General features: G+C 65.4%; 15 protein-coding genes. 7 read left to right on the top strand and 8 right to left on the bottom strand.

All coding sequences use genetic code 11. The annotated features are described in order from the left end of the window. Positions 1–31: 31 nt before the first annotated feature. From ACMV8A_RS01920 to ACMV8A_RS01940, 5 genes are all read right to left on the bottom strand, one after another. Positions 32–433: a chromate transporter gene (locus tag ACMV8A_RS01920; RefSeq protein WP_495324042.1), complete on the bottom strand. Its 402-nt coding sequence runs from the start codon at positions 431–433 to the stop codon at positions 32–34. Beyond that, positions 434–1204: a 16S rRNA (adenine(1518)-N(6)/adenine(1519)-N(6))-dimethyltransferase RsmA gene (gene rsmA, locus ACMV8A_RS01925; protein ID WP_495324043.1), complete on the bottom strand. Its 771-nt coding sequence runs from the start codon at positions 1202–1204 to the stop codon at positions 434–436. A gap of 114 nt (positions 1205–1318) precedes the next feature. Continuing rightward, positions 1319–2299, bottom strand: a complete 981-nt coding sequence (gene pdxA, locus ACMV8A_RS01930) for a 4-hydroxythreonine-4-phosphate dehydrogenase PdxA (RefSeq protein ID WP_495324044.1) — start codon at positions 2297–2299, stop codon at positions 1319–1321. Positions 2300–2416: 117 nt separating this feature from the next. Continuing rightward, positions 2417–3700, bottom strand: a complete 1284-nt coding sequence (locus tag ACMV8A_RS01935; protein WP_495324045.1) for a peptidylprolyl isomerase — start codon at positions 3698–3700, stop codon at positions 2417–2419. A 46-nt stretch (positions 3701–3746) separates the two neighbouring features. Continuing rightward, positions 3747–5927 carry an LPS-assembly protein LptD gene (locus ACMV8A_RS01940; protein WP_495324046.1) on the bottom strand — a complete coding sequence of 727 codons (2181 nt, stop codon included), beginning with the start codon at positions 5925–5927 and terminating at the stop codon, positions 3747–3749. A 75-nt stretch (positions 5928–6002) separates the two neighbouring features. Between ACMV8A_RS01940 and ACMV8A_RS01945 the strand changes: the two genes are divergently transcribed. Both ACMV8A_RS01945 and ACMV8A_RS01950 read left to right on the top strand, forming a co-directional pair. Further along, on the top strand, positions 6003–7010 hold the full coding sequence (locus tag ACMV8A_RS01945) for an aminoglycoside phosphotransferase family protein (protein ID WP_495324047.1): 1008 nt from the start codon (positions 6003–6005) through the stop codon (positions 7008–7010). Positions 7011–7046: 36 nt separating this feature from the next. Then, positions 7047–7652: a hypothetical protein gene (locus tag ACMV8A_RS01950; protein ID WP_495324048.1), complete on the top strand. Its 606-nt coding sequence runs from the start codon at positions 7047–7049 to the stop codon at positions 7650–7652. Between the two features lie 59 nt (positions 7653–7711). Here the strand turns inward: ACMV8A_RS01950 and ACMV8A_RS01955 are convergent, their stop codons facing one another. The 3 genes from ACMV8A_RS01955 to ACMV8A_RS01965 all read right to left on the bottom strand — a co-directional run bounded on the left by ACMV8A_RS01955 (position 7712) and on the right by ACMV8A_RS01965 (position 11297). Continuing rightward, positions 7712–8149 (bottom strand): tetratricopeptide repeat protein, encoded by a 438-nt coding sequence (locus ACMV8A_RS01955; protein ID WP_495324049.1) that lies wholly within the window; start codon positions 8147–8149, stop codon positions 7712–7714. A 108-nt stretch (positions 8150–8257) separates the two neighbouring features. Beyond that, a complete protein-coding gene (locus ACMV8A_RS01960; RefSeq protein WP_495324050.1) occupies positions 8258–9661 on the bottom strand; it encodes an HDOD domain-containing protein in 1404 nt (467 codons plus the stop codon). A gap of 226 nt (positions 9662–9887) precedes the next feature. After that, on the bottom strand, positions 9888–11297 hold the full coding sequence (locus tag ACMV8A_RS01965; RefSeq protein ID WP_495324051.1) for an HDOD domain-containing protein: 1410 nt from the start codon (positions 11295–11297) through the stop codon (positions 9888–9890). Between the two features lie 113 nt (positions 11298–11410). Here ACMV8A_RS01965 and murU point away from each other — a divergent pair, with 113 nt between their 5' ends. The 5 genes from murU to ACMV8A_RS01990 all read left to right on the top strand — a co-directional run bounded on the left by murU (position 11411) and on the right by ACMV8A_RS01990 (position 14727). Beyond that, on the top strand, positions 11411–12127 hold the full coding sequence (murU, locus tag ACMV8A_RS01970) for an N-acetylmuramate alpha-1-phosphate uridylyltransferase MurU (protein ID WP_495324052.1): 717 nt from the start codon (positions 11411–11413) through the stop codon (positions 12125–12127). Further along, entirely contained in the window at positions 12124–12828 is a 705-nt protein-coding gene (locus tag ACMV8A_RS01975) for a Crp/Fnr family transcriptional regulator (protein ID WP_495324053.1), read from the top strand. The genes murU and ACMV8A_RS01975 overlap by 4 nt, the downstream gene beginning before the upstream one ends. A 137-nt stretch (positions 12829–12965) precedes the next feature. Continuing rightward, positions 12966–13922 (top strand): SLAC1 anion channel family protein, encoded by a 957-nt coding sequence (locus ACMV8A_RS01980; RefSeq protein WP_495324054.1) that lies wholly within the window; start codon positions 12966–12968, stop codon positions 13920–13922. Between the two features lie 21 nt (positions 13923–13943). Further along, entirely contained in the window at positions 13944–14336 is a 393-nt protein-coding gene (locus ACMV8A_RS01985; protein ID WP_495324055.1) for a DUF6858 family protein, read from the top strand. A 10-nt stretch (positions 14337–14346) separates the two neighbouring features. Continuing rightward, positions 14347–14727: a NifB/NifX family molybdenum-iron cluster-binding protein gene (locus ACMV8A_RS01990; protein ID WP_495324056.1), complete on the top strand. Its 381-nt coding sequence runs from the start codon at positions 14347–14349 to the stop codon at positions 14725–14727. Positions 14728–14754 lie beyond the last annotated feature (27 nt).

Below are 14754 nucleotides of genomic sequence, written 5' to 3' on the forward strand. Positions count from 1 at the left end.
GCGACCTTGACCGACGGCGCAAAAGCGGGCGTCAGCCGAAGGCGAAGCCGTGCAGCAGGCCGACGTCGGTGCAGGCGGCGATGGCCCGCAGGGTGTTCTGCTGGTATCGCCACAGGGCGACAAAGGCGGCGAGGCGACCGGGGCGGAAGTGGGTAGGGGCCGGCACCGTGGCCGCCCCAGATGCGGTGCAGCAGCCAGCCCAGAAGATGGCGAGCTGCTGCGCCTCCGGGCCGGGCAGCACCATGCAGTAATTGAGCGCGTGCAGAAAGCGCCGCTCGGAGATCCAGCACCGCTTCTCTACCAGTTCCTGATGCATGATGGCGATCTGCCCGGCAGGGCCGCTGAAGCTGATGAAGCCGATCGTGAGCCAGTAGCGGAAGGCCCCCCAGAAGGCCGGGATGGGCGGGGCGTTCTTGGGGGCAGGGCGGTGCACTCAACCCAGGCGCCGTGCCAGGGCGGCGAATTCTTCCAGGCTGAGGGTTTCGGCGCGGCGCTGCGGGTCGATGCCGGCGGCCTCGATGGTCTCCGCATCGAGCAGGTCCTTGAGGGTGTTGCGCAGGGTCTTGCGGCGCTGGCTGAAGGCCTGGGCAACGACCTTTTCCAGGGCCTGTGCATCCACCTCGACCGGCGGCTCCCGATACGGCTCCAGCCGCACGATGGCGGAGTCCACCTTGGGCGCCGGGGTGAAGGCGCCGGGCGGTACCAGGAACAGCTTCTCCACCTTGCAGCGGAACTGCACCATCACGCTGAGGCGGCCGTAGTCGCTGGTAGCAGGCTTGGCCGCCAAACGCTCCACCACTTCCTTTTGCAGCATGAAGTGCATGTCGTCGATGCACTGCGCCTGGTCGAGCAGATGGAAGATCAGCGGCGTGGAGATGTTGTAGGGCAGGTTGCCGGCAAGGCGCAGCTTGCCGCCGGCGGCGAGGCGGCAGAAATCGAACTTGAGCGCATCGGCGCTGTGGATCACCAGTTCGCCCTGGCCGGCGCAGAGCTGTTCGAGCTTGGGGATCAGATCGCGATCCAGCTCCACCACCTCCAGCCGTCCGGCGGCGTGCAGCAGCGGCAGCGTCAGCGCGCCGAGGCCGGGACCGATCTCCACCAGCCGCTCGCCCGCCTGGGGATGGATGGCGCGCACGATGCGATCAATCACATGACGATCATGCAGAAAGTTCTGGCCGAAGCGTTTGCGGGCTTTATGTTCCATAGGTCAAGTTTCAGGTTGCGGGGTTGGAAATTCGGAGCTGGCATGTCGGAGTCGAGACTCGCACCTGCCAGATATGCAAGGTGGATGCGCGGCGCTTATCCACCCTACGCCTAGTCACCGGATCATTTCCAGGGCCACTTCGATGGCGTAGTGCAGGCTGCCCAAATCGACGGCCCCGTTGCCCGCCAGTTCCAGCGCGGTGCCGTGGTCGACGGAGGTGCGCACGATGGGCAGGCCGAGGGTGATGTTGACGGCGCGGCCGAAGCCCTTGTGCTTGAGCACCGGCAGACCCTGATCGTGATACATGGCAAGCACGGCGTCGGCGCGGTCGAGGTGGCGCGGTGTGAACAGGGTGTCGGCGGGCAGCGGGCCGAGCAGGTGCAGGCCGGCGCTGCGCAGGGTGTCTACTACCGGGCCGATCACCTCGAGCTCCTCGCGGCCGAGATGACCGCCCTCGCCGGCGTGCGGATTGAGGCCGCACACCAGGATGCGCGGCCGGGCGAGGCCGAATTTCGTGCGCAGATCGTGGTGCAGGATGCCGATCACCTCGCGCAACAGCTCCGGCGTGATGGCATCGGCCACCGCGCGCAGCGGCAGGTGGGTGGTGGCGAGGGCCACGCGCAGGCCGGGGGTGACCAGCATCATCACCACCCGCGGCGTGTGGGTCAGTTCGGTGAGAAATTCGGTGTGGCCGGTGAATGGTATGCCGGCGTCGTTGATGACGCCCTTGTGCACCGGGCCGGTGACCAGCGCGGCGCAGAGTTTCTGCTGACACAGCGCGGTGGCGCGGCGCAGTGTGTCCAGCACGTAGGGCGCGTTGGCCGTATCGAGCGTGCCGGCCCGCGCCGGCGCTGCCAGCGGCACCGGCAGCACGCTGAGGGTGCCGGGTTCGTGGGCGCGCGGTGTGGTGGTGAGATCGACTTCGCGCAATTGCAGCGGCACGCCGCGCTGGCGGGCGCGCTGCAACAGCAGGTCCGGATCGGCGACGGCGACGATCTCCGCCGCCAGCGGCTGTTGCGCCAGCAGCACGGCCAGATCGGGACCGATACCGGCAGGCTCGCCGGGGGTGAAGGCAATGCGTGGAGTGGCCGGCATAATCAGTCCGCGATTGAACGCCAATAAACGCAAATCCAGGTCAGGACGCGGTGGACGCAGAGCGTCCGGACCGGCGCTCCCACGCAGAGCGCGGGAACGATAAAATTCAGACCTTCCCTAGTCCTTGTATTCGACGTAGGCCTCGTCGCGCAGGCGGCGCAGCCAGTCCTGCGTCTCTTCCTCGATCTTGCGCTGGCGGATGGCATCGAAGGCGCGGGCGCGCTTGAGCTCTTCGGTGCTGTCGCGCTGACGGCGTTCCACCACCTGCACGATGTGCCAGCCGAACTGGCTGCGGAAGGGTTGGCTGATCTCGCCCGGCTTGAGGTCTTTCATGGCCTCCTCGAAGGGGCCGACGAAGGTGCCGGGATTGGCCCAGCCCAGGTCGCCGCCCTTGGCGCCGGAGCCGGGGTCTTCGGAGTTGGCGCGCGCCAGCTCGGCGAAGTCTTCGCCCTGCAGGATGCGTTCGCGCAGGCGCGCCAGCTTGTTGCGCGCCTCGAAGTCGGACACCAGGGCGGTGCTGCGCACCAGGATGTGGCGGGCGTGGGTCTGGGTGAGGAACTGGCGTTCCTCGCCGCGTTTCTCCAGCAGCTTGATGATGTGGAAGCCGCTGGAGCTGCGCAGCAGCTCGCTCACCGCGCCTGGCGCCAGACGCATGGCGCTGTCGGCGAACAGGGTGGGCAGCTGGCCGCCCTTGCGCCAGCCCAGGTCGCCACCCTGCAGCGCCTGCTGGCCGCTGGAGTGGGTCACCGCCAGCTGGCGGAAGTCGGCGCCGGCGCGCAGCTGATCGAGCACCTGCTGCGCCTGGGCGCGGGCGGTCTGCACCTGCTCGGGCGAGGCCCCTTCCGGCACGGCGATGAGGATGTGGCCGAGGCGGTATTCGGTGTCCAGGCCGTCGCCGCTCTGGCGGGCGAGGAAATCGTCCACCTCCTGCGGCGTCACCTCGACGCGGCCTTCCACTTCGCGGGCGCGCAGGTTGTTCATAGTGATTTCATTGCGCACCTCTTCGCGGAAGTCGGCGAAGGCGATGCCGTCGCGTTCCAGCGCGGCGCGGAACTGTGCCAGGGTGAGCTGGTTCTGTCCGGCGATGCGGGTGATCACCTCGTTGAGCGCCTCGTCTTCGACGCGCACGCCGCGGCTGGTGGCGAGGGCGAGCTGGATGCGCTCGATGATCAGCCGCTCCAGTACCTGGCGGCGCAGGATGTCCAGCGGCGGCGCCGGGGTGTTGTTCTGGCGCAGCTGTACCAGGATGGTCTGCAGGCGTTTTTCCAGTTCCAGGCTGGTGATGGCGTCTTCGTCCACCACGGCGACGATGCGGTTCAGTTCCACCACCTTGGCGGCGTGGAGGGGAAAGGCGGACAGCAGGCCGGCCAGCAGGGCGGCGAGGAATACGATGCGCTTCATTGGGCAGTTCCGGAAATCACAGGCGGCCAAGGATACCACGGGGGCCTCAATGCCGGGTCTGGAAGGTGGCCAGTTCGTCTTCCAGACGGCGGCCGAAGCTGGACAGGCCCTTCAGTTCCAGGGTGAGCATGAGGCTGTGGTTGGTGGTCAGGGTGACGGTGTCGAGGCGCTGGCGCACCACGAAGTGCAGGCCCCAGCAGCAGTCTTCCCAGGCCAGGCCGCCAACGGCCTCCAGGGTGCGCTCCAGCTCCAGGTCATAGTTCCAGCGGCCGAGCACGCGCCAGCGCCGCGTCAGCGGCCAGTAGCCCACCAGATCGGTCTGGCGCAGGTCCTGGTCGCGGCGGTAGCGGTAGTCGAGGCTGAGCAGGCGATCCTTGTCCGGCTGGTAACGGGCGCGGCCGGTGAGCAGTTCGCCGCGCTCATCGTGCGGATTCCAGCGCGTGGCGGCGGCGAGGTCGAGACCGCGCAGGGGGCGCGCGCCCAGCTCGGCGACCACATCGGAACTCTGCTGCTCCTGCAGCGTGCTGCCGTTCAAGGCGACGCGGCGGTCCTCGAAGTAGTGGATATGGCCGATGCCGGCGCGCACCAGTTCGGCGCCGGAGTGGCTGTCGAGCAGCCGGCTGGTGAGGGCCACGGTGACCTGGTTGGCGTCGCCCTGGCGGTCGGCGCCGCTGAAGCGGTTGTCGCGGAACAGTTGGGCGAAGCTGAAGTCGTAGTTGGCCGTATCGAACAGCGGCAGGCTGTCCTGCTCGCGGTAGGGCACATACAGGTAATACAGGCGCGGCTCCAGGGTTTGCAGCAAGGGTCGCTCGCCGAGGGTGAGTTCGCGTTCGAAGAACAGGCCGCCGTCGAGACTGGTGATGGGGGTGGTGCGGCTCGGTTCCTGCTCGCCGGTCTGATCCTGCAACTGGTATTGGGTGTGGCGCAGGGCGAGGCGCGGGGTGAGGAACCAGGCGGCGCCCTCCAGCGGCAGGCTGACGGCCGGGGTCAGATCGACGCGGCTGCCGGTGGGCTTTTCTTCGTGATGAGCGAAGTGCACCAACTCGCTGCCCAGGCTGTAGCGCAGGGTGTTGCGCCGGGCCGGAGTGGCGGCGTTGAGGCGCAGCTGCGGCAGGCGCTGGTAGGGTTCGCTGCCGCTCAGGGTCTGATAGCCCTGCACGCGGCCGAGAAAGTCCCAGCCGTCGCCACGGTAGGCGAGGTCGAAGCGCCGCTCCAGATGGGTGGTGCTGGCGGCGGCCTGGGTATTGCCCAGGTCGTTGAAGTAGTCCACGTCGGAGACGTAGTTGTAGACGATGCTGTTGCTCCAGCCCGGCGCCGGTCGTGCGCCGTGCTGGAAGGCGGCGGCATAGCGATCCGCATCGGCGTAACGCTTGTCGCCGGGCAGGGCCTCCAGATTGAGCTGGCCGCGGTTGGTTGGGTGCAGGTAGCGGAATTCGCCCTGCAACTGGCTGCCGCGCGCCGTCATCTGACGCGGCGTCAGCGTCGCGTCGTAATTGGGGGCGATGTTCCAGTACCAGGGAACACTGACATCGGTGCCGGTCTTGTCCGAGCTGCCGAAGGTGGGCGGCAGCAGGCCGGTCTTGCGTCCCTGCAGCGGGAAGTTGATGTAGGGCAGGTAGAGAAAGGGCACGCCCTTGAATTCCAGGGTGACGTTGCGCGCCTCGCCGGTGTTACTGGCCTCGTCCAGGTCGATGCGCCGCGCCTTGAGCAGCCAGTCGACCTGGTCGGGGTCGCAGGTGGTGTAGGTGGCGCCGGTCAGCTCGGTGTACTGCGGGTCGCGGATGACCACGCTGTCGGCGCTGCCGAAGGCGTGGCTGTTGCGGAAGTGGTAGCGCGCCCCCTGCAGATCGCCGCTGTCGGCGCCCAGATTCAGCAACGCCCGTTCGCCGCTCAGGGCCATGTCGCGGGTGTAGAGATTGACGGCGCCGTCCAGGGTGAGGGTGTCGCGGCGCTGATCATAGATCGCCTCCCGGGCCTCGATGCGCTGGCCGCCGCGCAGCAGCACCACGTCACCGCTGAAACGGCTCACGCCTTCGCCCACGGCGTCGACGCGATCGGCGGAGATGCGCAGCGCCGCGTCCTCCACCGGTCCCAGCTCCGGCAGCGCAATCACCTCGGCGGAGGGGCGGCACAACGCCCAGCGCTCGTCGGCCGCCTGCACCGCCGCCGGCAACAGGGTGAACAGCAGGGCAAGGCGCAGCAGCGACAATGGGCGGTTGAGGGTCACGGAACGGTATTGGGTTCGGGAAAGGCCGCTAAGTTGGCACAGAATGCACCGTGCTTCAATTGCGCAGCCAGTATAATGCGGCACTTTCCCCATGAGAGCATCGCCGTGCCGCAACGTCTGGAACAACTGAATACCTGGCTGGGCCGCGACCTCGGTCTGCCGCGCTACGACATCGCACCGGCCTCGTCCGACGCCAGCTTCCGCCGCTATTTCCGCATCCGCTTCGACGGCGAAAGCCGTATCGTGATGGATGCGCCACCGGACAAGGAGGACAGCCGGCCGTTCGTGCGCATCGCCCGCGCCCTGCACGACATCGGCCTCAACGTACCGCAGATCCTGGCGGAGGATCTGGCGCAGGGTTTTCTGCTGCTCACTGATCTCGGCAGCGAACAGTATCTCGGCGCGCTCAATGCGGACAGCGTCCATCGCCTCTACGGCGACGCCTTGGGCGCCCTGCTCACCCTGCAGGCCTGCGGCCCGCAGCAGGCCGAACTGCCGCCCTACGACGAGGCGCTGTTGCTGCGCGAGATGGAGCTGTTCCGCGAATGGTATCTGGGCCGCCACCTGCAGCTGACGCTGAGCGACAGCGAGCAGCGCCTGCTGGACGACACCTTCCGTCGGCTGGTGCAGTCGGCGCTGGCGCAGCCGCAGGCGGCGGTGCACCGCGACTACCACTCGCGCAATCTGATGGTGGCGCCGCACAATCCCGGCATCCTCGATTTCCAGGACGCGGTGTACGGCCCGGTGACCTACGACCTGGTGTCGCTGTTGCGCGACTGTTACATCGCCTGGCCGCGGCAGCAGGTGGAGGCCTGGGCGCTGGGATTTCAGGAACTGGCCATCGACAGCGGCATCCTGCGCCAGCGTGACGAGGAGCGCTTCCTGCGCTGGTTCGACTGGATGGGCGTGCAGCGCCACCTCAAGGCAACCGGCATCTTTGCCCGCCTCAATCACCGCGACGGCAAGCCCGGTTACCTCAAGGACATCCCGCGCACCCTGGGCTATGTGCGCGAGGTGGCGGGGCGCTATAGTGAGCTGGCGCCCCTGGGGGCCTTGCTGGACGAACGGGTGCCGGCGGCGTAACGGAGAAACAACAACAAATGCACGGGGAGTGAGGTGATGAAGCGATTAGTGATGGGGGTATTGCTGGTGGTGCTGGCCGGGCCGGCGCTGGGGCGGGAGTATCAGAGCGCCTACGGATTCACCGTCGAGGCCTCGGATGACTGGCTGGTGCTGACGCCCAAGGAGTTGAAGGACAACCCGCAGCTGTTCGATTTCGACAAGCTGCAGAGTGGCACCATCGACCCGGCCCTGCTGGAGCAGGTCATCGGCATGGTCAAATCGGGCAATGTGGAGATCTATCTGCATCAGAAGACCTCCGATGGGCGTTTTGCGGACAACGTGAATTTCCTCACCCAGGCGGCCCGTTTGCCGACGGTGGCCGCAGAGGTCAGCGCAACCTGCCAGGAGCTGCCGAACGAACTGAGCCAGGCCTTCGGTCGTCCGGTTCAGATGTATCAGTGTGCGGCACGCCGTATCAGCAAACTCCCGGCACTGCTGCTGGAGTTCGACGGCATGGCCGAGGGGACGCGCAGCATTCAGTATCAGTTCCAGAAGTCGCCCAGCGTGGTGGTGATCGCCACTGCCACGGCCAAGCTGGATGCGTTGGAAACCATACGTGCGGAGTTCGAGCGGATGATGGCCAGCGTCAAAGTCCGGCCGTAGGTAATACAAAACACAACGCCCCGGTGACGGGGCGTTGTGTCGTGCGGCGGGCGCCGCGCCTACATGTCGAACCCCGCCTGCTTGTACAGCTCCTTGGCCTGGATGGGGTCTTGCGGCACGCCAAGGCCCTGTTCGTACATCATTGCCAGGGTGGTGAGCGAGCCGGCGAGGCCGTGATCGGCGGCCTTGCGGAACCACACGGCGGCTTCCGCCGGGTTCTTTTCCATACCTTCCCCTTCCAGGTACATGAAGCCGACGCCGTGCTGGGCCATGGCGTGGCCCTGGTTGGCGGCTGCCATCATCCATTTGGCCGCCTCGGCCAGGTTGGGGCTGCCGATGAGGCCGTTCTGCAGCATGATGGCGACGCGGTACTGCGCCTCGGCATTGCCCTCGGCGGCGAGCGGCGACAGCAGCTGCATGGCCGTGGCGAAATGCTTGCCTTCGAAGGCGGCGATGCCGCTGCCGAGTTCCATGTCGGCGTTATTGAGTGCATTCATGGGGAAACTCCGTGGGTTCGGGCAGGATGGGCGCTACCGTACAAATGTTGACAGATATTGTCAACATTTGTACGGGGTGGCAGCGCGCAGTGTACCGCGTCGGAGGTGTCAGGCGGCCATGATGCCGGCCATCTCGTCCAGACCGGGGCGGGATTCTTCCATGACTTTATTGGTGACTTCCATTACCCGTTCGGCATCCAGGCCGAGGGCGGTGAGGATGACGGCCGGCGGTTCGTCGCTGGCGGCATCGCTGGGCTGGTGCCCCTTGAGCAGGTGGTCGGCCAGCAGCACCAGATTGGCATAGGCGGCGTGGGGGCCGCTGTAGTACTCGTTGTGATGTTCCTGGCTGGTGACGATCACCTCGTCCGGCATCTCCCAGCCCTGCATCAGCCAGCTGCCGATTTGGGTGTGCTCCACCCCCAGAACCCGCTTTTCCACCAGGGATACCGGTACGCGCGGGTTGGTGGCGACGGCCTTGTTGAGCAGGTAGAACTCCGCCTGGAACAGGTGCCCGAGCACGGCGAAGCCGATGTCGTGCAGCAGGCCGGCCAGGTAGACCAGGCCGGGTTTGCCGCGGGTCGCCGGCGGCAGCAGGGTGTTGAGGGCCTGGGCCAGGCCGGCGGTGTAGACCGAATGGCGCCAGAACGAGCGCATGCCGAGCGGGCCGTCCGCGGGCATGCGCAGGGCGCGGGAGGCGCTCAGCCCCAGGGCCATGTGCAGCACCATGTCAAAGCCCAGCACCTGGGTGATGGCATCCTGCAGTGATTCCACCCGGCCACGGTAGCCGTAGTAGGCGGAACGGGCGTAGCGGATCACCTGGGCGGCGAGGATCGGGTCCGTGGTAATGATCGCCGCCAGATCGGCGATGGTGGCCTTGGGATTGTTGCGCAACAGTAGCAGACGCCGGGTGGAGTCGGGCAGCGGCGGCAAGGAGGACAGGTTGCGGATGCGTTCCTGCAGGTCGGCCATGGGGTGCAGGCCCTTGATGGCCGGCGAACTCTCGGCGGCAACGAAGTCGTATTCATCGCGGCCGGCCAGGGTGGCCGCCGGGCGGGAAAAACCCATGCGCCGCGACAGTGTATGCAGCCTCATGAAATCGGGGCCATTCATGGCCACCAGCGCATCGTGACTGCCCGGTTCGAAACAGACCTGCGGCATCACCGCGACCTGCTCGTCGATGATGGCCGGCAGGCCGTAGGTCTGGGCCAGGGGCGGGATGGAACCGGGTTCGCAGTCGGGAAAGGTGCCGCTCAGGCGCTCCTGCGATACAGGTTGCAGCGCACGGCCCAACTGCTGGCACAGACTGGCGAAGTCCAGCATGTGGCTGGCGGGCAGCACCGCCATAATCATGCCCTGTTCATCCTCCAGCATGACGGCGCGCACCATGCGCCGGTAGTCGATCTTGGCGGCGCGGGCCGCCTCGATCAGGCTTCGGGTGGGCGTGTGGGGAATGAGGCGGAACGGCACGCCCTGCGCGTTGAGGTAGGCCTCAATGTGGTTGCGTGGTCCCATGACGGTTCTCCCGTAATTCTTAGTCAAATCATAGACTAAATGCGTTGGATGCCGCGGCTTCTTATTTGTTGCGTCGTTACCGGGTGGGATGGGCGACGCTGCCGCTGGCTGAATATGGCCGGAATATCCTCAATGGCTCATGTAGTTATCCTGACCTTATCTGTAGGCTAGGCCCGAATATGGCGGTGGAATGTGAACTGTTCGACAGTCTTGGCAGGTGACGGACTCAACTGGACAGGGCCTGGGCCATGTCGTCCAGGCCCGGAATGCCATGCTCCAGCACCCGGTCCAGCACGTCGTATACCTTGCCCTTGTCGAGGCCGAGGGTGGTGAAGATGGTTGCCGGCGGCTCGGTCGCAGCGGCGTCACTGAACTGGCGGTTTTTGAGCAGGTGTTCGGCCAGCAGCACCAGGTTGGCGTAGACCGCATGCTCGCCGCCGTAGTACTCGTTGTGATGCTCCCGCGCACTGGCGATGGCTTCCCAGGGTAGGCCCCAGTGTTCCAGTACCCACGCGGCAAGCTGGGTGTGCTCGAAGCCGAGCAGACGTTTTTCGATGAGTGTGACCGGGGTGCCGGGATTGGCTGCCACCACCTTGTTGAGCAGAAAAAACTCGCCCTTGAACAGGTGACCGAGGGCCAGGAAGCCGAAATCGTGCAGCAGGCCGGATAGATAAGCCGTGCCCGCCTTGCCGCGGATGGTGGGCGGGAGCAGGGCATTCAGGGCCAGGGTGAGGGCGGCGGTGTGGATGGAGTGACGCCAGATGCTGTGCAGGCCCAGTGGCCCATCCACCGGGGCGCGCAAGGCGCGCGCGGTGCTCACCCCCAGGGTCATGTGCAGAACCACGTCGAGACTCAGCGTGCTGATGGCATCGGTCAGGGTTTCGACCTTGCCGCGGTAGCCGTAGTAGGCCGAGCGCGCATAGTGCACCACCTGGCCGGCGATGAGCGGATCGGCCGAAACGATATCGGTCAGTTCGGCGAGGGTGGGGGCGGGGTTGTTGCGCAGCAGCAGCAGGCGGTGGGTGGTGTCCGGCAGCGGCGGCAGCGATTGCAGGGCCTGTATGCGCTGTTCCAGCGTCTCGGCCGGGTGCAGCCGCTTCAGGTTGTCCACGCCTTCGGCGCCGGCAGGGATGGTGAAGGTATAGGTGCTGGGGCTGGTCAGGGCCTGGGCGGGGTGGGAAAACACGCCGTGGCGGGCGTCCTGGTAGAGCCAGTCGAAGCTGCTGCCGTCCATGCGGATCAGGTGTTCGTGGCTGCCCGGTTCGAAATACACCGTATCCATCAGCGCCACCTGCTCATCGACCACGGCAGTAAGGCCGTAGGGTTCGGCCAGCGGCGGAATGGAACGGGGCTGACAGTCAGGGAAGACGGCATCCAGGTGTTCGCGGGGAGCGGGCTGCAGGGCACGCCCCAGCAGGCGGTTCAACTCGGCGAAATCCAGCAGATAGTTGGCGGGCAGGATGGCCATCACCAGGCCCGCGGCATCCTCCAGCATCATCGCCCGCACCATTTGGCGCAGTTCGATACCGGCCGCGGTGGCGGCCTCCTCCAGGGTGTCGGTGATCCGATGGGTCAGTAGCTGGAACGGGACTTTCTGAACTTTCAGGTAGGTCTCGATCCGTTGGGCCGGCTGCATGCTGCACTCCCCCTTTTCCTTATTATTGGTATGGACGCCAAGCCTATGCTTCCTGCTAGACTGCCACGTCCTTATCATTCTTTGTAGCCCAGCGCTACGCACCTGTTGTCACGATGAAAGCGATGATTCTCGCCGCCGGTCGCGGTGAACGCATGCGACCGCTGACCGATCACACGCCGAAGCCCCTGTTGCGGGCCGGTGCGCACACGCTCATCGAATACCACATCCTCGGTCTTGTCCAGGCGGGAATACGCCAACTGATTATCAATCATGCCCATCTGGGCGGCCAGATCGAAACGGCCTTGGGCGATGGCAGCCGTTATGGTGTGGAAATCCGTTATTCTGCCGAGGGTGAGGCCCTGGAAACGGGGGGCGGCATCTTCCGCGCCCTGCCGTTGCTGGGGGATGCCCCGTTTGTGGTGGTGAATGGTGACGTCTGGACCGATTACTCCTTTGCCCGGCTGTCCGCGCCGGCTGCTCTGGCCCACCTGGTGCTGGTGGACAATCCGCCACACCATCCGGCGGGGGATTTCGTGCTGCTGCCCGACGGCCGAGTGAGTGATGCCGATGGGCCGCGGCTTACCTTCAGCGGCATCGGGGTCTATCGGCCGGAGCTGTTTGCCGCCTGCCGGCCAGGCAAGTTTCCCCTCGCCCCGCTGTTGCGTGCCGCCATGGCCGCAGGCCAGGTCAGTGGCGAGCACTATCGTGGTGGCTGGGTGGACGTGGGCACGCCGGAGCGTCTGACCGCACTGGATCGACGGCTGGCCGGCAATGAGGCGGGATCGCGGCAGCCGCCTGTAAGCGCCGCCATGAACAAGATATCCCCATGAAACTGACGCAACCCGTGATGACAGATTGGTGCGTGACGGCGGACTGCAGTTTGTGCACCATGCGCGCCTCGGTGCTGTTCGCCGGCATCGACCCGGCCCTGCTCGGGCGTATCCAGCACGCCATCGACGAGCAGCACCTGGTGCGCGGCGATTCCCTTTATCACGTGGGTGACGCCGGCCGCGCCATCTTCACCGTGCGTGAGGGCTTGGTGAAGCTGGTGCAGTACCTGCCCGATGGCGGCGAGCGCATCGTGCGTCTGGTGCGCGCCACCGACGTCACGGGTCTGGAGACGCTGCTGGGACACGCCTACCAGCACGATGCCGTGGTCGAACAGGACAGTGTGGTGTGCCGCATTCCGGTCGATGTCATCCGCCGGCTGGAACTGGAAAGCCCGCAGCTCTACCGCGAGCTGATGCGACGCTGGCAGCAGGCCCTGTCGGAGGCGGACGCCTGGCTCACCGAACTGGGCACCGGCAGCGCACGCCAGCGCGTGGCGCGTCTGCTGCTGCGCCTGTCCAACGAGGCCGGCGATGGCCTGTGCAGCCTGTTCAGCCGCAAGGACATGGGTGCCATGCTCGGCATCACCACCGAATCCGCCAGCCGCATGGTGGCCGAACTCAAACGTGCCGGTGCACTGAGCGAACAGGCCGGCAGCTTCCACTGCGACCGTGCAGCGCTGGAGCGTATCGCGGCGGCGTAGTCGCGTGTAACGTCGGAAACCTTCAACGCAGTTACATCCGGTGTTCGTGCAGGGCGTATTGCGATCTATCAATGCGCGCCCCATCTCGGAGTTTTACCATCTCACTCAAGTATTGGCTTGTTCCGCGGAGGAATTGCATGAGCCAGGATTCCCGCATCAAATATCTGCCCATTTCTGCCTTCGCCACGGTGATGGGGCTGAGCGGCTTCAGCATAGCCTGGGAGAAGGCACAGCGGATGACAGGTTTTTCCGGTGTTGCAGGCGTGACGTTGGCGTTTGCCGCATTGCTGTTTGTCGTGCTGCTGTTCGCCTACGGCAGCAAGTTGATGTCGCATCGGGACGCCGTGCTGAAAGAACTGCATCACCCGGTGCGACTCAGTTTCTTTCCCACCATCTCCATCAGCCTGGTGTTGCTCGCCACGGCCACGCTGGAGGTGCATACCGGTGTGTCCGAGGTGTTGTGGCTGGTTGGTAGCACACTGCACCTGCTGTTTACCCTGTATGTGCTCGGCGCCTGGATCAATCACGAACATTTTCAGATCCAGCACATGAACCCGGCCTGGTTCATTCCGGTGGTGGGTAACATCCTGGTGCCCATCGCCGGCGTCAGCCACGGCTACGTCGAGGTGTCGTGGTTCTTCTTCAGCGTCGGCCTGCTGTTCTGGCTGGTGTTGCTGACTATCGTGTTCTACCGCATCATCTTTCACGCCCCGTTGCCGGGCAAGCTGGTGCCGACGCTGTTCATTCTCATCGCGCCACCGGCCGTGGGCTTCATCGCCTACGTGAAACTGACCGGCGGTATCGATGTGTTCGCGCGCCTGCTGTATTACTCCGGTCTGTTCATCACTCTGCTGTTGTTCACCCAGGTGCACCGCTTTGCCCGCCTGAGATTCTTCCTCTCCTGGTGGGCGTACTCCTTCCCGCTGGCGGCCATCACCATTGCCACCCTGATCATGTATCAGCAGCTTGGCCACAGTGCTCTGCTTGGCCTGGGTGTCGTGCTGCTGGCCGTGCTCAGCCTGGTGATCGGCATCCTGGTGCTGCGCACCACGCTCGCGGCGCTGCGGCATGAGATTTGTGTAGAGGAAGACTAATCTAACGACAGGTAGATGCCCATGAAGCAAACGCTTTTTCAGGAGAAGTATCCCGTATTCACCGTGGAGCTGAGCAAGGACGAAACCACCGGAACATCCGTGGACGCCATCATCGAATTCCTCAAGGCACGTATCGACGAAGCGCCGGACGCCATATTCATTGCCGTGTTCGACCACTACGCCCATACCAAGTCCCTGCCCGAAGGCGAGATTGCGCCGGAGATCCTCGATGCCAAGAATCTGCTCTTCTGCTTCGGCGTCAAGTTGCCCAGTCCCGCGGTGCTGGCGGTGCGCCCGCGCTCCATCGGCATCGCCGAGCTGGCCGACAAATTCATCATCACCTTCATGGAGGCGCCGATGCCGCGCGCCAACCAGGCCATTGAAAGCTGGGTCAAGGCACTGAAGAACAAGTGAGGTGGCAAGCATGCGTATTGCAGTGACCAGTCAGAATTTCCGTACCATCACCGGCCATGCCGGCAAGTCGCGTCGCTTCTTGGTATTCGAGGCCGTGACCGGAGCCTCCCCGCGCGAGGTGGAGCGGCTCGACCTGCCCAAGGAGATGTCATTCCACGCGTTTCATGGTGAAGGCACCCATCCGGTGGACGGGGTCGATGCGGTGATCACCGGCAGTTGCGGCGCCGGTTTCGCGCGCCGCCTGCTCGGGCGTGGCATCCGTGTGGCGGTGACCGAGATGCAAGACCCGCTCGCCGCAGTCCGGGCCTACGCCGAAGGTCGCTTGGCGGCGGTTGATCCGGAACAGATGGCAGGTCATCACGATAATCACCACCATCATTCCCACGGATAAAGGCCCGATTATCGCGTGCAAATAAGA

The organism is Sulfurivermis sp., from assembly GCF_059410345.1.